We start from the raw sequence: 20,280 nt of genomic DNA, 5'->3' as shown, positions 1-20,280 counted from the left end.
CGGGGGTTTGGGGGGGCTGTTCTATATTAAAAAAATTTGTTGTTGCTGCTAAAGCCCTGACTAAGAGCGCTGAAGCGCAACAACTACTAAGAGAGCTCAAGCGCAACAACAAATATGGAGCGCTCAAGCGCAACAACTACTAAGAGCGCTGAAGCGCAACAACGGCGGAATAACGTTTTTTTCGGAGATTTTTTCTAAGAAATCGGAGATAATAATTCAACGGCATCCCGCCCATCCAGATCTTCTAAATAGACCTTCACCTGTTCTTCCTTGGCGGTGGGGAGCTTTTTACCTGTAAAATCAGGATGAATCGGAAGTTGGCGATGGCCGCGATCCACCAGAACCGCTAACCCAATGGTTTCAGGACGTCCATAATCGATCACCGCGTTCAGAGCCGCCCGAATTGTTCTGCCTTTATAAATCACATCATCCACTAAAACCACGGTTTTTCCTGTCAAGTCAAAGGGAATCTTAGTTTTTTCTGGAGTTCGCATTCCCACTTGGTCTAAATCATCTCGATAAAACGTAATATCTAATGCCCCCACCGGAACCCGCAACTGTTCCAAGACTTCAATTTGATTAGCCAAAAGTTCCGCTAATAGAACCCCACGGGTATAGATTCCGAGTAAAACTATATTGTCTAAATTCCCATATTTTTCAACAATTTGTGAAGCCATCCGGGTGACGGTTCGTCGGATTTCAGCCGCAGACAGAATTTCAACAATTTTTGTCATTTTAGATTAAAAATTAACAATCTTGATTTTTTTTTAAGCACTTAGGGATTAATTTCCCATGTTGAAAAGGATAAATCCCCCTGTAAATAATCCTAACGTGATTAAAAAACTATATCGAGTCAGTTGTAATGCTTGTTTAATGGTAGTTGATGTAATCGGTTGTTGAGGATCTCCCAAGAAAGGTTTCTGTTTAATCACCCCCCGATAGGAATTTTCTCCCCCTACTTGTACCCCCAGGGCGGCGGCATAAGCGCATTCACTCCATCCCGCATTGGGACTCGGATCAAAAACAGCATCCCGTTGACAAATGCTGAAAACATAACCAGGTTTTCCTGATAATATAGCGATCATGATCACCGTTAATCGACAGGGAAGCCAAGTTAAAACATCCTCTAATTTGGCACTAAACCATCCTATATCCCCATAGGGTGCTTCTCGATAACCGACCATAGAATCGAGGGTACTAGCGGCTTTGTAGGCAAAAGTAAGAGGGACACTACCGACCCCAGGTAATACCGCACCAATTAAGGCATAAAATAAAGGAGCCATGACGCCATCGGTGGCATTTTCTGTGACGGTTTCTAAAACCGCTCTAAGGATTTCTGACTCCGATAGGGTTTCGGTATCTCGACCTACATAACGACTTAATCGTTGACGAGCCGTAACTAAATCTCCTTGATCAATCCAATATAAAACATCCTCGGCGGAATCCCTTAAACTCCGACCCGCAAAACAACTGGCCAGGAGAATACTTTCTACCGCAATGGTCAAAATTTCAGGCCCCGAAAATTTGACAACTAGCACCCGTACCCCCTCTCTAATTAACGCCACTGTCAAAGCACTACCCAATACCACAATTAGGGTCAGAAATACCCCCGCCACCCGCAGAATTCTCGGTTGATCAAAGTATTTAAAGAAAATTTGAGTATAGTAAGTGATTATCCACCCCATCACCTGCACCGGATGTAACCAATTTTTGGGATCTCCAATCAGATAATCACCCACAGCAGCAATCAATATAATGATTAGGGAATTAAAATCCGTCATGGACAATTGATAAATAGAAAAGGACAATCAATCTGGAACTCAACTTCTAGGGTGCAAAATTCCCTAAACCACAAAACTTGTTTCTTCCCCCTGGGCGGCTTGCCAACTGCGAGCATCATAATAGAGATCTTCGAGGGAAATCCCATAGAGTGCCTCTTTCAGCTTTTGGTGTAACCGATTCCATAGGGTAAAAGTTACCCAGTCTTCTGCTTGTTCAATATCCGCTTGATGGCGGGGTAAAGGTTCAATAGTTTCTCCCACTGCTTCTAATATTTGTCCTAGGGAGATTTGGGCTGGAGATTTTGCCAATTGATAGCCTCCTTGAGCACCTCGAACTGATTCAACTAACCCCGATCGTCGCATCTCGATCAGGAGTTTTTCCAGATAGGGTGCAGGAATATTTTGACGTCGTGCGATCGCATTCACAGAAGTCGGCTCCATCCCCCGTTGTAAGGATAGATCAAGCAAGGCTTTAACGCTATAGTGTCCCCGTGTCGTTAACTTCATTCTGGGTAATAAAATAGATAACTTGGCAATGGAGTTTTAAAGGCTAAAGATGGTCTTGAGGTGATTCTACCAAGTTGAGCATACCTAAACGGAATTCACCACAACTCTAACCGATCGCGCAGCAAGATCCCCCTCAAGAGTTTAGTCTGGAGTTGATAACTTCTGATCAGTCTGAACAGGAGATTTTGGGATTTAAAGGGGAGTTTGAGTTGATGCGATAGGGATTAATACTATTCCCGAAAAGCTGATAGCTGAACCCGATCCTGAGTTGTTGGATGTCCCACCCTTCCACTCAACTGCTTGACTTGAATTAGATCTGATAAAAAATTTAAAAAATAGGTGAATAATTTCCTTAATTAGTGTAATATAGTTTCTCAAGCAAGGATCTAGCTAAACAATCTGGGTGATAGATCACCCACCCACGATAAAAGTCAAGACCTTTTGTAAAACATTTACAGGCACAGTTAATGGTTAAAAAGAAAAGTTCTGATCCTCAACCTCAGCCTCTAACTGGGGAAGCTTTACTCGATAAAGTCAAAGGACTTGAACATCTGAGCAAAGAGGAAAAGGCTAGAGAATGTGGTTACTACACCCTAACTAAGAATAATGTTGAGCGTGTCAACATGATGAAATTCCTCAATGCTTTAATTGATGCTGAGGGAATTGAGTTAGATGGCAAACAACAAGGAAACGGCCGGGGTGGACGCTCTGCTAGTTATAGAATTAGTGTGCAATCAAATGGAAACTTGTTGATTGGTGCAGCCTATACAAAACAAATGGATTTAACGGCTGGCGATGAGTTTGAAATTTCTCTCGGACGTAAGCATATTCACCTCAAACAAGTTGAAGTTGGAGACGACGAAGAATAATCCCAGGGATATTGTTTTTAATAAATCCTGAGACTAAATTTGAACGTAAAAACCCTTTAGACTGGCAATGGCTATTTTTGAGTCGCTGCCAGCTATTCTTGTATTAAAATAACCACAAAGGTACTAAGACACAAAGAAAGATGATCAAGGGGACTATTACGGATCTAATGGCATACTCTACAATTGGATGGGAATACTAGAAGTTTTTCTATGGCTTATTGTTTGAATTCCGAATGTGCTCAACCCTATAATTCTGATCAGAGTCAATTTTGTTTAACCTGTGGAAATAAACTACGGTTAAAAGACCGATATCAAGCTATTGATATCATTGGACAAGGGGGATTTGGCAAAACATTTTTAGCCGTTGATGACGATAAACCTTCTAAACCGCGCTGTGTCATTAAACAATTTTTTCCCCAATCTCAAGATGCTGATACCTGGCAAAAAGCATCGGAATTATTTGCACAAGAGGCAATTAGGTTAGATGAATTAGGTAAACACCCTCACATTCCTGAGCTTTTAGCTTATATTACGATTAATCAACAACAATTTTTAATCCAAGAATTCATAGAAGGGGAAAATTTAGCTAAAATTCTAGTTCAGGAAGGGGCATTTAATTCAACTCAGATTCAATATCTTTTAATCTGTTTACTTCCTCTATTAGATTTTATCCATCATAAAAATGTAATTCACAGGGATATTAAACCCGCTAATATTATTCGTCGTCCTAATGGAACGTTTGTTTTAGTGGATTTTGGTTCGGCTAAATTTACCCAAAAAACCGCATTTACCGTCACCGGAACAATTATCGGCACTTCTGATTATATTGCCCCCGAACAGGCGAAGGGAAAGGGTATTTTTGCCAGTGATATTTATAGTTTAGGAGTGACTTGTCTGCATTTATTAACCCAAGTGGAACCGATAGATTTATTTGATGATGAGGAGGGAATTTGGGTTTGGCGAGAACATTTAAAACATCCGGTGAGTGAGGAATTAGGGTTGATTTTGGATAAAATGATTGAAAGTGCCATTAAACGACGCTATCAGTCAGCTAGGGATATTTTAACAGATTTAAACAATTATTTATCTAATTTTGGGGAAGTATTAGCAATTGATAATTTAGAGATATCAGAAAGCGATAATTTAGGAATATTAGAAAGCGAGACGCTTGCACTACCTTTGAATCATCAAGCTCAAAACTGGCAATGTGTTAAAACATTAATTGCCCATACTTGGGTAATTTATGGGGTTGCAATTACTCCTGATGGTAAAAATATTGTGAGTTGTAGTGAAGACCAAACCATAAAAATTTGGAATTTAAAAACAGGAGAATTAGAGAAAACTTTAATAGGACATACGGGAGCAGTCAGAGCAATTGCTATTAGTTCTGATGGTCAAATGATTGTTAGTGGAAGTTATGATAAAACGGTGAGACTTTGGAGTTTAGAGACTAGAGAAGAAATTAGTATTTTAACTAAAAGTCTTAATGGTATTTTTACAGCATTAGCTATTCAATCTAATAATAAAAATAATCTTGCCTTATTAACTAATGATAAAGAAGTAAGAGGTCGTAAAATCTATGAAAATATTTATATTATATTTCAGAAATTGGGTGAAAAATCATTGTTAGTAACCAATAAGTGGAATGATACAAAAGATGAACAAGCAATAATTTTCGCTCCTATTGGTAACACTGTAGCAAGTAGCTATTTTAGCAGTATAGCAATATGGAATATTCAGACCAGAAAACTCACGCGCTTAATTAAAGGACACTCAGATAATGTTTTATCTCTTGCTTTTACTGTCGATACTCAAATATTAGCAAGTGGAAGCGAAGATAATACGATTAAAATTTGGCAACCGGGAACAGGAAATATTATCAGAACATTAGAAGGACATACAGGAAGTGTACATTCTGTTGCTATTACTTCAGATAATAAAATATTAGTCAGTGGGAGTGAAGACCAAACGATTAAACTATGGGAAATAGAAACAGGAGAAGAAATTTGTACCTTAACCGGACATACAGGTATTATTTATTCCATTGCCATTAGTCCCGATAATCAAACAATAGTTAGCGGGAGTCAAGATGGAACAATTAAAATATGGCGTCCGTTGTTGCGCTTAAGCGCATCTTAAAGAGGCGTTCACGCCTCACTACTAAGGCGCTTACCTCTACTTGGTAAGTTTCAATCGTACTTAAAATTAACTCGATGCACTGGTATAAAATTTTAAGGCAAATTGCCAAAATCTAGCCGAAATAAATAATAATCCCAGGGCTAAAAATCCTGAACCCATCACCCAGGATATATTAGTTCTTCCTAGTATTGATTCTGCTGGAATTGTTGTTAAAAAAGCTACAGGAATAATAAAGGTAAAAAAGAAACGATAAGCCATAGGATAAGCCACCATTGGATATCTTCCGGCTTCTAATAATCCCTGCAATACTTCCGTCACATTATAAATTTTCACAAACCAAATACTGGTCGCGCCCAAGATAAACCATAAACTATATAAACTCATCATACCAAAAGATAAAGGTAATAAACTTGCTAAATAATCTCTCCAGGTTAAGCCTAGTTTACTCCCTTGATAAGCAACAATTGAACACCCAAAAATTAGGTCAGGTGTTCCCCAAGGCGACACCATACGAGTCGATAGCCAAAATTGACTACTCAGGGGTTTAAGTAATACAAAATCTAAGGTTCCATCTTGAACATGAGTCACAATTCTGTTTAAATTGGGAACTAATATTGTGGTTGAAAATCCTTGTAATATTGTAAATATTCCCAAAACAACTAAGGCTTCTTCCCAACTCCATCCTTCAAAACTGTAACCCGTTCTATAAAATAAAAATAGGCTAAAAATACTGCCAATTAAACTTCCTAAACTTGTGATAGCAGAAATCAGAAAGTTAATCCGATATTCTAGTTCTGCTGCGATCGCAGTTTCCCAAAATAACATTAAAATCTTAAAATAGCGTTGCATAATTAATACAAAATCAACAATAAATTCATTGTAGGGGCGGGTTCACCCAAATGTTAAACTAATCACATTAATCTGTATAAACCCACCCCAACTCATTGTTTACTATAGAATAGAAAATAATCGTTTAATGGTACGTTGATTTTCGTCAGGACGACCAACGGTAATTCTTAGTCCTCCTCCGGTGTGACGAACTAATGTTCCTTTGGTTTTTAATTGCTGCATAATTTGGTTTAAGGCTTGATCAGAATTTTGTTCATCAGTGAGTCTAATATAAATAAAATTAGCATCACTTCGCCAAATTTTTAATTGTTTATTTTCAGTTAAAGCATTAATTAAATTAGTCCTTTCCGCTAAAATTTCAGGGATAACTGTGAGTAAATCTTGACGGTTATTTAAGGCTAATAAAGCGGCGGTTTGTGTGAAACTGGGAAGGTTATAGGGAAGCCTAACTTTTTCTAAAGCGGTGATTAATTCAGGATGGGCGATCGCATATCCAACCCGCAAGGAAGCTAAACGAAATGCCTTAGAAAATGTGCGTAAAATCACCCAATTGGGATGCTGTTTTAACTCCTCAACTACGCTGGTTTGACTAAACTCAAAATAGGCTTCATCAATTACCACTAAAATCTGTTCTGGTAACTGACGCAACCAGTCTAATTCATTATCCGTTAAAGCATTAGCTGTAGGGGAATTAGGATGAACTACAAATACAACTCGAATCGGAGGGTTTTGTGTTGTTTCAATCGCAGTTTTAGCCGCGTTTAAATCCATCTCAAAGGTATCTTTATCCCGTCCTATACTAACAACCGAAATCCCCAAAGTTTGGGCAATAATTCCATACATTGAAAAGGTAGGATTAGCCACTAAAATTGAGCCTTCTCCCCCTAAACAAGTGGCAATTAAGATAGATCGAATTAACTCGTCTGACCCATTACCAACGGAAATTTGCTCAGGATTGACAAAGGCTTCAGAATTAGAAATAATCTCGTTAATATAATTAGCGATCGCTATTTTTAAAGGAAAATGACTCCCATCAGGATAACGATTAGTTTCAATTTCATGTTGATATGTCCAAGCCAGCTTTTGTTTTAATTCTTCAGGTAAATCATAGGGACATTCATTAGTATCTAAACGGTCTAATATTTGAGTCTCGATCGGACTGCCAGAATTCCCTCCTGGGTGGGGAGCATAGGCTTGAAGTTGGTTGAGATCGTTGCGAAGAAAAGACAGCATGGTGTTGAGGTAATCGTAATTTTTTCTGAAGTTTAGACAAAATCTATTATCCCTTAATTTAGACTAAAATAACATCCAAAAAACAATATTTTTAGATGTCATTTTAGCTGAACTATTCGTTATCCTGATTCAAGAAAATAAATTTGCATTTTGTTCACCTCCATTCATTAATCATTAATACTGTTAAAGCTAATTTACAAAGATTGAATCTTTTCAAGACTTAATCCAGTTACCTGAACAACTTGCTCTAAACTCAAACCTATTCGCAATAAATTTAAAGCAATTTCTTCCTTCGCTTCCTGTTTCCCTTCCAATTTTGCTTCCAATCTCCCTTCCAATCTCCCTTCTTGTAGAATTTCTTGATAGATGACAGAATTTCGCATGAGATTACTCCTTAAAAGTCTTTTTACGGTATCTTTATTTAAAACTAAACCCGCCAAAATTGCCGAAGCAGCAAGGAGATTATTCAAAAATCGGGTTTCTTGAACAATACATAAATTCTCGATATCACTGACCCCAATACTAAAGCATTTTACAAAGATTGAATCTCTTCAACACTTAATCCAGTTACCTGAACAACTTGCTCTAAACTCAAACCTATTCGCAATAAATTTAAAGCAATTTCTTCCTTTGCTTCCAATTTTCCTTCTAGTTTTCCTTCTAGTTTTCCTTCTAGTTTTCCTTCTAGTTTTCCTTCTAGTTTTCCTTCCAATTTACCTTCTAACTTTCCTTCTAATTTACCTTCTAGTTTTCCTTCCAATTTTCCTTCCAATTTTCCTTCTTGTAGAATTTCTTGATAAATGACTGAATTTCGCATAAGATCACTCCTTAAAAGTCTTTTCACTGTATCTTTATTTAAAACTAAACCCGCCAAAATTGCCGAAGCAGCAACAAGATTACTTTGAACTTGTTGATCAGTAATTCCCTCAATTACTTCAGCAACTTGACTTAATATCATGGTCGGATCATCGGTCTGACTCAGTACCGCAAAAGGTAACAATCCCGTTACATTCAAAAACTGTTCCGGCGGTTGTTCCCAAAGACGAATCACCTCAAACTGATGAAACGTATTCTCCAGACGAAAACTATTTTCTTGGACTAAAAGAGAATTAGTTCGACCCAGATAAATCACCACCTGACGCATGACTTTGTTGGGAAAACGACGATAGACCCTTACTCGATAATCTAACATCCTAAAGGGGATTTTTGCATCAGGTTCGGTTTGAAATTCTGTGTGCAGAACCAGATCATCCGATTGCAGTAAGATTAAAGAATCAGCCCGAATTGGTTCCAATGATAACTCTTGGGGACTCAACTCAGTTAACGCAACGGTAGAACCCAACAACCAACTTGCCAAATCTTCAGAAAAATTTTCTGCAAGAAACTTGCAAATACTGTCAAACACCCCTAATTATTCCTCCCCAATGATCTGACATATTCATTTTACAATGAACAATTTATAATATAAAGGGAAAAGTGATTTTTCTAATTAAATCTATAGATTCTTAAGAAAGGAAAGGAAAAGCAATTATCAAATCCAGGCTTAAACGAGTTGTACAAGGAAACTTGGGAGATTATCGTTCTGTAGGTGAAGGAGTATATGAGTTAAGAATTCAGTTTGGTTCGGGTTATCGAATTTATTTTTGTCAGTTCGGTGTAACGATTATTTTACTCCTTTGTGGTGGAGATAAAAGCACTCAAGAAGAAGATATTCGCACCGCTAAAACTTACTGGGAAGACTATAGGAGGCGGTTTAATGCAATCTCTAACTAGAAATTATCAAGACTATTTAATTGAATCTCTCAAAGATCAATCTGAAGCCGCATTATATCTTTGGGCGATTTTACAAGAAAAAGATCCTGAACCTGAATTATTATTATCTGCCCTTCAAGATGTTGCAATGGCACTAGGACAAGAAAAAATGTCTCCAGAACAACTTCAAGAACATTTATCGCGTTTGAATCAATTTCTCGACCAACCAGGAAGCCAAGCAATTTATCGTTTATCCAGTTGGCTACAATCTTTAGGACTAACTTTAACCGTTATAGTTAATTCTGAACCGAATTCTACATTAGAATCTGTTGCTGAAACTGTAGAAGTTAGACTATAAAATTTTAGAAACCGAGTTTCTTCAAGAAATTCGGTTTCCACTATTAATTTTATTTTTTTATTTCTCCTTTTAATAGCCAAAAACCAGTAAAAGTTATCCCAGAATCATCCGGTTGAACTAATAGAAAATGTAATCCTTTTGCTAACTGTTTTCTGACTTCAAAGGTTTTAGCAGAATCCATAACTTCCGCATCTTCAAAGGTTGCCATCACCCAACGATCAACCAAACCCGATTCTAGGATTAATCCATTAGGAGAACCCGGAATATAATTGAAAGCAAAGGGTCGAATTTCCTCTAGCCATCGGGCTAATTGCATTGATTTTTTACCTCCATTAATAATAATCCCAGGAATCGTTACTACAGAAGCTAACCCTATATTTAGGGGTAAAAAATTATCTGGAATTTGTACAATTGGAATCGGACGGTCGGCAAAAAATTCTTGTAAATTTCCGGCAGAAATACTTGCAAATTTCCAACTATCACCCCATAATTTATCGGGTAATGGTAAAGGTGGCATTTGTTCTAATTTCACAGGATTATAGGGTTCTCCTGTATAATATTCTGACTGAGAATATTGTGTTGAACGTTCAGTTAACCATTGTTTTAATGCCTTGGTATTTCGACAGGGTTCTACTACAATTCCTAATCCTTTGCCAGCCGTTTCTAATAAACTTAAAGACTGGGGACGAAACACTTGGATTTTATCAGGTTTTTGAGTAACAATTACTTGTTGCAACTGTTCTATTAACCAAGTTGAATTTGCTTGCGACTGAGGACACATCGCTATAAACTCAACCTGGCGAGTTTCGTCACAGACTAACAACTCCCATAGGGGTTGTCCGCTTCCATCCTTGAGGGGACGACGATAAAAATCAGCTTGCCAAATTACCATAGACACAAAAAATCCTAATATTCTGGTTGAAAACTATTCTATATTTTCAATTCTAAGGTTAAGATTGATCAAATGAGGATTAACCGATGTCAGATTCCACCACTAAAGTTGTGGGTATCGGATTTCGGGTTATAATTATAGCTCCTACCTACTATCTCCTAATTATAGGGGGATGATGTTAATTAATTTGGTTATAAAACTATGAATCCTGCTTTGACACAATTTGGCGAACGGATGTCTCATTTAACGGGAGTTCGTGCGATTATGAAAGATATTATTGAAACTTTAAGATTAGGAAAAGGCAAAGATTTTATTAATTTAAGTGCAGGAAATCCGGTAATTTTGCCCGAAGTTGAACAACTTTGGCGAGATTGTACCGCAGAATTACTATCAAGTCCTGAATATGGGGAAGTCGTTTGTCGGTATGGTTCTAGTCAGGGATATCAACCGTTTATTGATGTCATTGTTGAGGATTTTAATTCTCGTTACGGGTTAAATTTAACCGACCGCAATGTATTAATTACCCCCGGAAGTCAATCAATTTATTTCTATGCTACCAATGCTTTTGGCGGATATACCACCGATGGTAAATTGAAAAAAATTGTTCTTCCTTTGAGTCCTGATTATACCGGATATGGGGGTGTGAGTTTAATTCCTGAAGCGGTTTTTTCCTATCAACCAAAGTTAGATATTGATGAAATTAATCATCATTTTAAATATCGTCCTGATTTTAGTCAATTAATTATTGATGAAACCACAGGATGTGTTATATTTTCCCGTCCTTGTAATCCCAGTGGTAACGTTTTAACCGAAGAAGAAGTTAAAAAAATTGCCGATTTAGCTGCTAATTTTAACGTTCCCGTATTCATTGATTCTGCATACGCTCCTCCATTTCCCGCGTTGAATTTTACCGAAATGAAACCAGTTTTTGGCGATAATATTATTCATTGTATTAGTTTATCAAAAGCGGGTTTACCAGGGGAAAGATTAGGGATTGCTATTGGCAATGAAAGCACAATTCAAGTATTAGAAGCATTTCAAACCAATATGTGTATTCATTCCCCCCGTTATGGACAAGCAATTGCCGCCCGTGCTATTGGTTCTGGAGCATTATCAGAAATTGCCGCGGAGGTAATTCGTCCCTATTATCAACAGAAATTCACCGTTGTAGAAACCGCATTAAATCAAACTATGCCTAAAAATTTACCCTGGTTTTTACATCGGGGAGAAGGAGCAATTTTTGCCTGGATGTGGTTTAAAGATTTACCGATAACTGACTGGGAATTGTATCAACAGTTAAAAGAAGTGGGGGTAATTGTAGTTCCAGGTAATTCATTTTTTCCCGGTTTACAAGGAGAATGGAGCCATAAAAACCAATGTATTCGGATTAGTTTAACGGCTACGAATGAGGAAATTACAGAAGGGATGAAACGGTTAGCAACTGTTATTGAACAGGTTTATAAACATTCTATTGTTGGTGTTTAGATTATTCAATCTCCCCTGTTAATCAGGGGGGATTATCTATATCAGTCTCAGTTAATTAATTTCTATAATCTAGGGGGTAATAACAGGTTAATGGCTATAGCATTTACCGATAGAGAAATGCAGAGAGCATGGAGAGAAAATAGGTCAGCTTATCGTTGTGAAAATCCTAAAACTAATGCTCATAGGTTACTCTTATTTTACGCTGTCGAATGTGGTTTGAAAGCAATGTATATGAAAAGAACAAGAAAAAATCGTAGTGATTATTGCTACGATGAAAGGTTCAAGCAGGCACAGCATGATATAAATAAGCTGTTAGATTTATTAGCTGCTGGTAATTTAAAGTTACCTAAGTTAATGTTTATATCAGAGATAAAAGATGATAAAAATAAATATGAGAAAAGACAATTAAATCTAGGTCAAATTAATCAAATGTGGCGTTATGGTGGTAAACTAGAAAATTGGGGTAATGAAAGCCAACAACAAAGCTCAACAGATGAAGATTTAGAAGAAAAGTTGTTAAACATCTGTAAATTTATTGAACAGGAGATTAACTGATGAAATTCATGAGATTATTGACCTGGTTTGATGTGCAAAGGGTGATTCGTCGAGAAACAAGTTACGGGAGTCAATTACCTAATGGAGTTGTCAGAATTAATTGTTTTTCAGATGCTTTAGAGATTGGTATTATTAATCCTGAATGTCAACCTCAAATTAATACTATTTTAAAAGAATGGTTTGGGGATTGGTATCAAGAGGAACAATTTATTATTCAGCTTGATATAGGTGATTCTACATTACCTGTAGAATTTAGTGTAGAAGATAACTTTTATCAAAAAAATATTGTTGTTCGTCCATTTTGGGAAGAAATTGCTTATCTTGAAAGTGACCCCGAAGTAATAGCAGAAAGATCGAAATCTGTTCATCTTCCTGAAAAATATGAAACTCCTCCCAGTTTAATTGCATTCTATTCTTTCAAAGGTGGAGTGGGAAGAACTCTACACTTAGCTGCCCATCTTTTTGCCTTGTTAGAAAGAGCTAAAGAAATAGATAAAGCAATTACGATATTAGTCATTGATGCCGATTTAGAAGCTCCGGGTTTGACCTATTGGAATCGTGCCCAAAAACAACAACCTACTCTTTCATTTATTGATTTTTTAGAATCCTATCATTATTCTCCAATCGACCGAGAACAAACCCTTTCATTTTTAGCAAAAGAAATCAAAAAATCTTCTAAATCCGAAGGAAAGTCAACGGTATATTTCTTACCTGCTTGTCTGAATGATCATCAACTTTTAGATACACCCATTCTTCCTGAACAATTAGTCAGAACTCTTGATGGAACTTGGGAATGTGGAAATGCGCTGCATGGTTTAGGTGATGCTGTTGGTGCAGATTATATTTTTATTGATCTCAGAGCAGGTTTGAGTGAAATATCGAGTCCGATTATTTTTGATCCTAGAATTCAGCGTTTTATTATAACAACAATTACAGAACAATCAATAAGCGGTACAAGTTTAGTGCTTGAACAAATTGGTCGCGTAGCACCGTCAGAGAATAGTATAAATGATCAACAATATTATGATCCATCTTTAATTATTACTATGCTGACGCCAGAACTCAAACAATTACCAGCTTTTGAGGATGCTTTAGTGAGATTTCAGTCTGCTTATATACAATCTGAAGCAGATAATTTGTATTCGACAAGACTACAAATCAAAGAAACTTATTTTGCCCAGGAATTACTTTATATTAATAATTGGGAAGAAGCACGAGCAAAACTCAGCCCAACTCCAGTCATGAAAGTGGCTTTTGAGTGGGCTAATGAACAGTTGTATGAGCAAGAAAATCAGGACTTAAATTCAGGAATAACTAATCAATCTGATCCCTTATCAGAAGTTCAGAAACTTATGCAAATCTGCGAGAAGTACGAATATGCTGAAAATGGTGAAGGGGAAGATTTATTAGTGACAGAACCTTTAAAAAATTTAGCAACTCAGTTTCAGGATGACTTACCCCGTGTTGTATCAATTGGTGCTAAAGGGGCGGGTAAAACCTTTAATTATATTCAGTTATCCCGCTTTAAATATTGGGAAAATTTTTTACAAAAGATTTTACAAAAGATTGATCCTTCCCAACCATTAAGAACTTCAAAAACCTATATTTTCCCTCTGCTAGAATCAAGAAAACTGAAAGATCAGGCAAAAAATATTATCAATGAAGCTAGAAATGAAGTTCAAATGGTGATTGGTGACCAGCAGAGCTTTCAATCTTCAGATTGTGTAGATAGAATCAAAAAAGCAATTTCTCATAACTCAGCTTGGAGTGAACCGGAATGGACAGAATTTTGGATTAAAGAGATGGCAAGAGTGATCGGGATTAATGTTGATCAAACCAGTTCTCTTAGTCTTTCTACAATCAATAATGAATTGAAAGATAAATCATTGAAAATCATTTTTCTATTTGATGGATTAGAAGATATTTTTTCTGATATTGCCTCTAATTCTCAACAGAACATTGCGTTAAAGTCTTTGATTGAAGATTTACCTAATAAGCTGTCTGAAATTCGACAATCTAATTTAGGCGTGATCATTTTCTTACGACGAGATTTCCTCCGTTATACGATTACTCAAAATTCAGGACAGTTTGAAAATCTTTACCGTTCTTATGATTTATATTGGAATCAAGATTCTTTTCTAAAGTTGGTTTTTTGGCTTTGCACTCAATCCAAAATAATTGGTGCAGAGCAAATTAATATAGAAAGTTTGAGCCAACAAGAGTTGATAGAAAAACTACAAGATTTATGGGGTAAAAGGTTAGGTTCTGATCACTCTAAAGCAACTTATTCCTATTCTTGGATATTTGCTGCTTTAACAGATTTTAATGGCAGATTGCAAGCTAGAGATATTGTCCGATTTTTGTATAATGCGGCAAAAATTACAGTGGAACAAGCCAATAATATTCAATTTGAAAAATGGTCTACTAGCCGACTTTTACCGCCCCAATCAATCCTTAAAGCCTTAAAACCCTGTAGTGAAAAGAAAGTAGAGGAAGCCAAAGAAGAATATCCAGAGTTTGAAAAATGGGTTGAGACACTACGACAATATTCTGTTGAACTACGCAGCATTCCTTTTTCTGTAGAACAGTTTCGTATGGAACCGACAACCGTTAGAATATTAGAGGACATGGGAGTGATTTATGAAGATAAAGAAAAAGAAGATATAGCTCGTTTTTATATGCCGGAAATCTTTCGAGAAGTCTTAGGTTTTTCCTTTTCCGGCACAGGAGCGCTTCTCCGTGTGTTAGCTTTAAAGAGAAGAGTATTAGGACGGGGTATTATATAAAGCTGGATAATTTCAACGCTAATTTAGATAATTTTTTGTTAATTCTATCCTACAACCCGATAAACAAAATTAAACGTTGCCCAACTATTAATATCCAGGGCTAAATCATCGGTGATAATTCCCATTTTTTCTAAGGTTGGTTGACTACCTCTATTCAAATCTTGTAAAATTGCATCCACAATATTCAAAGGATTAGAAACTCGATTAAATTTTAAAATACCTTCATTTTTATTAATATTTCTATCTGAAATTTCTAATGTTTCTAAAAAGGGATTATGACTTAAAATAACGTGAGTTTCTACTAATCCGGTTGACCCTTTGACCATTTCTCCGATCATTTCTGTGGAAGAATTTCCGCTATAAATGTTAGCGGTTGGTAAACTCAAGGATTTACCGGGCGCAATTTGTTGTTGTTGGGGGTCAAAACCTGAATTAAAAATATAAGTTTCTCCTTCACTATTCATAGAAAACACTAGGAAATAAACCGGAAATTCCCCTTGATTTTGGAGTTGATATTGTAAACGACTTCCTAGAGGGACTGTGATAATGCCGATATTTTCTGAAGCGTTAATCAGGGGTTGATTTGAACTCGATTGAGAATTAATATTATTATTATTTTCTGGATTAATAGTATTAAAAATTCCTGTGGTTTTTCGTTTAATTAAAACTTGAGATTGGGGGGCTAATAAATTTAAAGATGCTCTTACTTTTAAATTCGAGGAACGTTCATTTTCTGTTAATCTTAATAACTTAATTGCTAACCGGGTTTTCAGTTGGGGAATTAACCGATGTATCGCAACTTTTACCGCTTCTCCTCCTTCGCCAACGGTATCAGGAAGTAAGACTAAACCCTTAGAAAATAACCCATATCTGCCCTGAAATAAAGGGGATAAGGGTGCGTTCAATGTTTGGGCAATAGTGGTATCGGTAACGCGACTAAGAACATAATCCGCAGGTTGATCACCTGCTACAATTGCCATCCGAGGAGAATCGGAAAAGGTGCTAGTTGCATCAACTCGTTCAATTCGAGATAATTTCGGATCTAAGGCAATTTTTAAATCAATTTTTCGAGGTAAAATTCTAATTAATTCTTGCACTTTTTGTCCGATTTTTAATCCTAAAAATGACGTTGAATTATTATTTTTTATTTGGGCTTTGGCATTTAATCCAGTGCGAGAACGCAATTGTAAATAGATAGGATTTTCTAAAGAATTAGAATCTGATATAATCGTTAATACACTATTTAAACTATAGGAATCTAACACAAAAGCTGGCAAACCAGTTAATAAAATTTTGGCTGTTTTGCCATTATCTTCAACTCCGGTAATTACACCATCAACCGGAGGAGAATTAACCCATAAATTCCCTAAAGAAAATTCCGATTCAGTTTTAGAATTAGACGCGGTTAATGTGCGGCGCAGTTGGGGTTGTTGAGATGATCCCACAATTTGTTCAACTTCTCCCGCAACCCGACGGATTTGATCTGATAAATTCCGGGGTGAACTTGCCCCCCAGAGGGTTTGGGTTAAGATATAAGTGAATAATCCTGCATTAAAGCCATCCCATCGAGCTTCTGTGGCGATTTGGGATGGTTTAGATGCGGATAAAACTATCCCTGGTAAACCGGATTTTCGTTGTTCTAATTCTTGACGGGAAATGCTTAAGCTAGATAATAGTTGATTTTGTAAATCTAATTCTGCGGGATTAATTTCAACGGTGTTTGGACTGGGAATAGCGCGAATTTTTAGAGTCCCTTGTTGATGATATCCTGGATAAATAAAGCTGGTATCTAAAATAGTAATTATGTTAGAAGTTTTTAGCGATCGCAATAATAACCACAAGGTATCTTCTAAAATATCATTAACAGTTTCCGTTTCTGATAAAGCAATATCAACAGGAAGATAAGAATGCTGAATTTGAGATGAATTAGAAACCAAATTATACCGAGGGATACAACTCCCATAACCACTAAAATGAAACAGCGCTAAATCTCCCATTTTAGCCTGTTCAATTAAATGGGAAATAAATGCCGATTCAATTTGATTTCTAGTAGCTGCTTCATTTGTTAACGTGACAATATCATCGGGCTGAAAACCGAATTTATAAATTAACAAATTCCGTTGCAATTCCACATCCGTTAAACAGCCTTGCAACGGTTCTTGAATGCGATTTGTAGTTGGATATTGATTAATTCCAACTAATAGGGCTAACTTCCGTCGGGCTGGCTGTGCCAAGGCTTGATCAGAACGATAATACAGTCTTTGATTAATCCCCAGTGCCGCCAGCAGTAAGCCAGCCCGTTGTAAAAATTCCCGTCGTTTTAGTCCCATTACCAAAAATCAGTAATCAGTAATCAGTAATCAGTTATCAGTGTTTAGAATTGCCACGGCGCATCTGGAACCGTTATCAGTTATTAGGTAATAATTTAAAAACAGCTAATTCACTATTAACTATAATATCAACTATTACACTGATAACTGATAATTAATAACTGACTACTGATTATTTGTTTTCATTGCTTTAATTAATTCATTAGCAACTTCCGGGCGGGAAAATTCCGGGGGTGGCAGTTCTCCCCGACGGAGTAATTCTCGTACCTTAGTTCCCGATAAATGAACTCGCTGTTCCGGCGAACTGGGACTGGTTTTACTGGTTGCCATTCCTTCAGTCACCTTACAGTAAAAAGCGTGTTCAAACATCATCGGAGTAATACCTAATTCTCCGGGTTCAAACTCATTGAAAATATATTGAGCATCGTAAGTGCCATAATAATCACCCACCCCGGCATGATCCCGACCCACAATAAAATGAGTACAGCCATAATTTTTCCGCACCAGCGCATGAAAAATCGCTTCCCGGGGGCCAGCATAACGCATTGCAGCCGGATTAATTGCTAAAATCACCCGTTGTTTAGGATAGTAATGATCAATCAAAATTTCATAACAGCGCATCCGCACATCCGCCGGGATATCATCGGATTTTGTCGCCCCGACTAAGGGATGCAAAAACAATCCATCAACGGTTTCTAAAGCACATTTTTGGATATATTCATGGGCGCGATGGATGGGGTTTCGGGTTTGAAATCCGACAATAGTTTTCCAGCCTTTTTCTCTAAATATTGCCCTAGATTCTGCCGGGTCAATTTGATATTTCGGGAAGTAGGGATGGGATTGACGCTCTAATAACCACACTGGGCCAGCGAGATTAATTCCCCCTTGATCGTAAACTACTTTTACCCCAGGATGTTTTTCATCCGTGGTACGGTAGACTTTCAGGGCTTCGGTTTCCTTGTCGTAGGAATATTTTTCGGTCAGTTCCAAAATCCCAACAAAATCACCTGTAGGGGAATCTAAACGCACCAAACCTCCTTCTTTTAGGTTCGAGGCGACCTCCTCCGATACAGACAAAGTAATCGGAATTGACCAGGGTAAACCATTACTCAGGTGCATTTGGTCAACAACGGTTTTATAGTCCGCCTGTTCCATAAACCCAGTTAGGGGACTAAAACCCCCAATAGCGATTAGTTCTAAATCAGAAAGCGATCGCTCATCCAACTGAACTCGGGGTAAATGTTCTCCTTTGTCCAAAAATTCCCGTCGTTGGTCAGGAGTTGCAATACGATTAATTAGATGTCCACCGTGGGGAGCAATGGCGTCTAGTGATTGACTCAAGGATAACCTCTCTAAGCTAACTAAAAAATTGACAATTATTCAATTTTCTTTATTTTCTATACTACTAGGATTTGTTGACATCCTCCACTCCCCAAAGGCGAGTGGATTTTTCACTACGCCACAAGGGTGGCTGAATTCGTAAAAATTGCCAGATCACGGTTGAAACTTTTTAAATACTAAGGTCACATTATGACCGCCAAATCCAAAGGAATTGGATAAAGCCACATTCACAACTTGGGCGCGACTCCGATGAGGAACATAATCCAAATCACATTCGGGATCTGGATTATCCAAATTAATTGTCGGAGGAACCCGATCCTCTGCAATGGCCATCGCCGTCGCCACCGCTTCAATACCTCCCGATCCGCCTAATAAGTGACCGGTCATGGATTTAGTCGAACTTACCGCGATTTTGTAAGCACTCTCGCCTAATACCCGTTTAATGGCGGCGGTTTCCGTCGAGTCGTTGGCCGAGGTACTGGTTCCATGGGCATTAATATAACTAATTTGTTCCGGGGTAATTCCGGCATCCTTCATCGCCAAGGAAATAGCTCTACTAGCCCCTTCTCCCCCAGGAACAGGGGAGGTGATATGGTAGGCATCACAGGTCATCCCATAACCCACCATTTCCGCATAAATCCGAGCGCCACGACTTAAAGCACAGTCTAATTCTTCTAAGAGTAAAATTCCGGCTCCCTCTCCCATCACAAATCCATCTCGATCCCGATCAAAGGGACGACAGGCTATTAGGGGTTTATCATTGCGAGTAGAAAGCGCCCGGGCTGCTGCAAATCCAGCCACCGATAACGGGGTAACAGCCGCCTCTGTACCGCCACAAATCATCGCTTGAGCATAGCCCCGTTGAATTAAACGAAAGGCATCGCCCACGGAATTTGACCCGGCTGCACAGGCGGTCACGGAACAGGAGTTTGGCCCCTTTGCCCCGGTATGAATAGCCGTGAGTCCGGCCGCCATGTTAGCAATCATCATCGGGATCATAAATGGACTACAGCGATCGGGGCCACGAGTTAAATAGATCTCTTGCTGATCTTCGAGTACCTTCAGTCCGCCAATACCTGTGCCAATAATGACACCCACCTGTTCTGCATTTAAGTCATTAATCACGAATCCGGCATCAGAAACAGCTTGTTGACTAGCCGCTACCGCAAACTGAGCGAAGCGATCCATCCGCTTGGCTTCCTTGCGCGAGATATAATCACAGGGGTCAAATCCCTTTACCTCACCCGCAATCCGACAATCGTGCTTTGAGGCATCAAATCGGGTAATTGGGCCAATTCCATTGCGTCCGTTAATTAACCCGTCCCAATATTCAGCCTTGGTATTTCCAAGCGGAGTAATTGCCCCTAAACCTGTTACAACAACGCGCTTAAAATTCATCGAAA

Annotated in this window: 17 protein-coding genes and 1 pseudogene; 7 read left to right on the top strand and 11 right to left on the bottom strand. The window is 37.9% G+C overall.

The features are described from left to right. Nucleotides 1-194: 194 nt before the first annotated feature. From pyrR to AC559H_RS12490, 3 genes are all read right to left on the bottom strand, one after another. The gene (pyrR, locus tag AC559H_RS12500; RefSeq protein ID WP_026785894.1) at nucleotides 195-734 is read right to left on the bottom strand and encodes a bifunctional pyr operon transcriptional regulator/uracil phosphoribosyltransferase PyrR; all 540 of its coding nucleotides are present in this window, start codon (nucleotides 732-734) and stop codon (nucleotides 195-197) included. A 48-nt stretch (nucleotides 735-782) separates the two neighbouring features. Beyond that, complete coding sequence (gene cbiB / locus AC559H_RS12495; RefSeq protein ID WP_026795653.1) at nucleotides 783-1,781, bottom strand: adenosylcobinamide-phosphate synthase CbiB; 999 nt, start codon at nucleotides 1,779-1,781, stop codon at nucleotides 783-785. Between the two features lie 63 nt (nucleotides 1,782-1,844). After that, on the bottom strand, nucleotides 1,845-2,288 hold the full coding sequence (locus AC559H_RS12490) for an Rrf2 family transcriptional regulator (RefSeq protein ID WP_026795654.1): 444 nt from the start codon (nucleotides 2,286-2,288) through the stop codon (nucleotides 1,845-1,847). A gap of 467 nt (nucleotides 2,289-2,755) precedes the next feature. Here AC559H_RS12490 and AC559H_RS12485 point away from each other — a divergent pair, with 467 nt between their 5' ends. Both AC559H_RS12485 and AC559H_RS12480 read left to right on the top strand, forming a co-directional pair. Then, nucleotides 2,756-3,157, top strand: a complete 402-nt coding sequence (locus tag AC559H_RS12485) for an AbrB family transcriptional regulator (protein WP_026785897.1) — start codon at nucleotides 2,756-2,758, stop codon at nucleotides 3,155-3,157. 210 nt (nucleotides 3,158-3,367) lie between these two features. Beyond that, complete coding sequence (locus AC559H_RS12480; RefSeq protein ID WP_026795655.1) at nucleotides 3,368-5,296, top strand: serine/threonine-protein kinase; 1,929 nt, start codon at nucleotides 3,368-3,370, stop codon at nucleotides 5,294-5,296. Between the two features lie 66 nt (nucleotides 5,297-5,362). Here AC559H_RS12480 and AC559H_RS12475 read toward each other — a convergent pair whose 3' ends face one another. The 4 genes from AC559H_RS12475 to AC559H_RS12460 form a co-directional block, all read right to left on the bottom strand. After that, nucleotides 5,363-6,145 carry an ABC transporter permease gene (locus tag AC559H_RS12475; RefSeq protein ID WP_026795656.1) on the bottom strand — a complete coding sequence of 261 codons (783 nt, stop codon included), beginning with the start codon at nucleotides 6,143-6,145 and terminating at the stop codon, nucleotides 5,363-5,365. A 102-nt stretch (nucleotides 6,146-6,247) separates the two neighbouring features. Continuing rightward, nucleotides 6,248-7,378: a histidinol-phosphate transaminase gene (locus AC559H_RS12470; RefSeq protein ID WP_026795657.1), complete on the bottom strand. Its 1,131-nt coding sequence runs from the start codon at nucleotides 7,376-7,378 to the stop codon at nucleotides 6,248-6,250. A gap of 194 nt (nucleotides 7,379-7,572) precedes the next feature. Next, entirely contained in the window at nucleotides 7,573-7,848 is a 276-nt protein-coding gene (locus AC559H_RS12465) for an Rpn/YhgA-type helix-turn-helix domain-containing protein (RefSeq protein ID WP_071783044.1), read from the bottom strand. Between the two features lie 62 nt (nucleotides 7,849-7,910). Further along, complete coding sequence (locus tag AC559H_RS12460; RefSeq protein ID WP_026795659.1) at nucleotides 7,911-8,783, bottom strand: Rpn family recombination-promoting nuclease/putative transposase; 873 nt, start codon at nucleotides 8,781-8,783, stop codon at nucleotides 7,911-7,913. Nucleotides 8,784-8,899: 116 nt separating this feature from the next. On the opposite strand from AC559H_RS12460, the pseudogene AC559H_RS12455 reads away from it, so the two are divergent. Both AC559H_RS12455 and AC559H_RS12450 read left to right on the top strand, forming a co-directional pair. Continuing rightward, nucleotides 8,900-9,151, top strand: a pseudogene (locus tag AC559H_RS12455) (type II toxin-antitoxin system RelE/ParE family toxin); the annotation flags it as partial. Next, nucleotides 9,135-9,488 (top strand): helix-turn-helix domain-containing transcriptional regulator, encoded by a 354-nt coding sequence (locus AC559H_RS12450; RefSeq protein WP_036833529.1) that lies wholly within the window; start codon nucleotides 9,135-9,137, stop codon nucleotides 9,486-9,488. The pseudogene AC559H_RS12455 and the gene AC559H_RS12450, both read left to right, overlap by 17 nt. Nucleotides 9,489-9,537: 49 nt before the next feature. Here the strand turns inward: AC559H_RS12450 and AC559H_RS12445 are convergent, their stop codons facing one another. Beyond that, nucleotides 9,538-10,380, bottom strand: a complete 843-nt coding sequence (locus AC559H_RS12445; RefSeq protein WP_026795661.1) for a Tab2/Atab2 family RNA-binding protein — start codon at nucleotides 10,378-10,380, stop codon at nucleotides 9,538-9,540. A gap of 201 nt (nucleotides 10,381-10,581) precedes the next feature. Between AC559H_RS12445 and AC559H_RS12440 the strand changes: the two genes are divergently transcribed. The 3 genes from AC559H_RS12440 to AC559H_RS12430 all read left to right on the top strand — a co-directional run bounded on the left by AC559H_RS12440 (nucleotide 10,582) and on the right by AC559H_RS12430 (nucleotide 15,206). Further along, nucleotides 10,582-11,865, top strand: a complete 1,284-nt coding sequence (locus AC559H_RS12440; protein WP_026795662.1) for a valine--pyruvate transaminase — start codon at nucleotides 10,582-10,584, stop codon at nucleotides 11,863-11,865. A gap of 90 nt (nucleotides 11,866-11,955) precedes the next feature. Continuing rightward, nucleotides 11,956-12,420 (top strand): hypothetical protein, encoded by a 465-nt coding sequence (locus AC559H_RS12435; RefSeq protein ID WP_026795663.1) that lies wholly within the window; start codon nucleotides 11,956-11,958, stop codon nucleotides 12,418-12,420. After that, entirely contained in the window at nucleotides 12,420-15,206 is a 2,787-nt protein-coding gene (locus tag AC559H_RS12430; protein WP_026795664.1) for a ParA family protein, read from the top strand. Before AC559H_RS12435 ends, AC559H_RS12430 begins: the two co-directional genes overlap by 1 nt. A gap of 44 nt (nucleotides 15,207-15,250) precedes the next feature. Here the strand turns inward: AC559H_RS12430 and AC559H_RS12425 are convergent, their stop codons facing one another. The 3 genes from AC559H_RS12425 to fabF form a co-directional block, all read right to left on the bottom strand. After that, a complete protein-coding gene (locus AC559H_RS12425; RefSeq protein WP_026795665.1) occupies nucleotides 15,251-17,536 on the bottom strand; it encodes a caspase family protein in 2,286 nt (761 codons plus the stop codon). Between the two features lie 165 nt (nucleotides 17,537-17,701). Next, nucleotides 17,702-18,877: a sulfate adenylyltransferase gene (gene sat, locus AC559H_RS12420; RefSeq protein WP_026795666.1), complete on the bottom strand. Its 1,176-nt coding sequence runs from the start codon at nucleotides 18,875-18,877 to the stop codon at nucleotides 17,702-17,704. A gap of 153 nt (nucleotides 18,878-19,030) precedes the next feature. Then, entirely contained in the window at nucleotides 19,031-20,275 is a 1,245-nt protein-coding gene (gene fabF, locus AC559H_RS12415; protein WP_026785908.1) for a beta-ketoacyl-ACP synthase II, read from the bottom strand. Nucleotides 20,276-20,280: the final 5 nt, after the last annotated feature.

This window comes from Planktothrix prolifica NIVA-CYA 540, assembly GCF_963864145.1.
Lineage (GTDB): Bacteria > Cyanobacteriota > Cyanobacteriia > Cyanobacteriales > Microcoleaceae > Planktothrix > Planktothrix agardhii.
Note: the sequence above shows the minus strand (reverse complement) of the source record. Positions and strands in the feature narration are given on the sequence as shown.

Coding starts and splice junctions, on each gene's coding strand:
- AC559H_RS12475 (WP_026795656.1), bottom strand. CDS start 6,145: ATGCAACGCTATTTTAAGATTTTAATGTTATTTTGGGAAACTGCGATC.
- AC559H_RS12425 (WP_026795665.1), bottom strand. CDS start 17,536: ATGGGACTAAAACGACGGGAATTTTTACAACGGGCTGGCTTACTGCTG.
- AC559H_RS12490 (WP_026795654.1), bottom strand. CDS start 2,288: ATGAAGTTAACGACACGGGGACACTATAGCGTTAAAGCCTTGCTTGAT.
- AC559H_RS12445 (WP_026795661.1), bottom strand. CDS start 10,380: ATGGTAATTTGGCAAGCTGATTTTTATCGTCGTCCCCTCAAGGATGGA.
- AC559H_RS12480 (WP_026795655.1), top strand. CDS start 3,368: ATGGCTTATTGTTTGAATTCCGAATGTGCTCAACCCTATAATTCTGAT.
- cbiB (WP_026795653.1), bottom strand. CDS start 1,781: ATGACGGATTTTAATTCCCTAATCATTATATTGATTGCTGCTGTGGGT.
- AC559H_RS12440 (WP_026795662.1), top strand. CDS start 10,582: ATGAATCCTGCTTTGACACAATTTGGCGAACGGATGTCTCATTTAACG.
- AC559H_RS12485 (WP_026785897.1), top strand. CDS start 2,756: ATGGTTAAAAAGAAAAGTTCTGATCCTCAACCTCAGCCTCTAACTGGG.
- AC559H_RS12470 (WP_026795657.1), bottom strand. CDS start 7,378: ATGCTGTCTTTTCTTCGCAACGATCTCAACCAACTTCAAGCCTATGCT.
- AC559H_RS12450 (WP_036833529.1), top strand. CDS start 9,135: ATGCAATCTCTAACTAGAAATTATCAAGACTATTTAATTGAATCTCTC.
- AC559H_RS12435 (WP_026795663.1), top strand. CDS start 11,956: ATGGCTATAGCATTTACCGATAGAGAAATGCAGAGAGCATGGAGAGAA.
- AC559H_RS12430 (WP_026795664.1), top strand. CDS start 12,420: ATGAAATTCATGAGATTATTGACCTGGTTTGATGTGCAAAGGGTGATT.
- pyrR (WP_026785894.1), bottom strand. CDS start 734: ATGACAAAAATTGTTGAAATTCTGTCTGCGGCTGAAATCCGACGAACC.
- fabF (WP_026785908.1), bottom strand. CDS start 20,275: ATGAATTTTAAGCGCGTTGTTGTAACAGGTTTAGGGGCAATTACTCCG.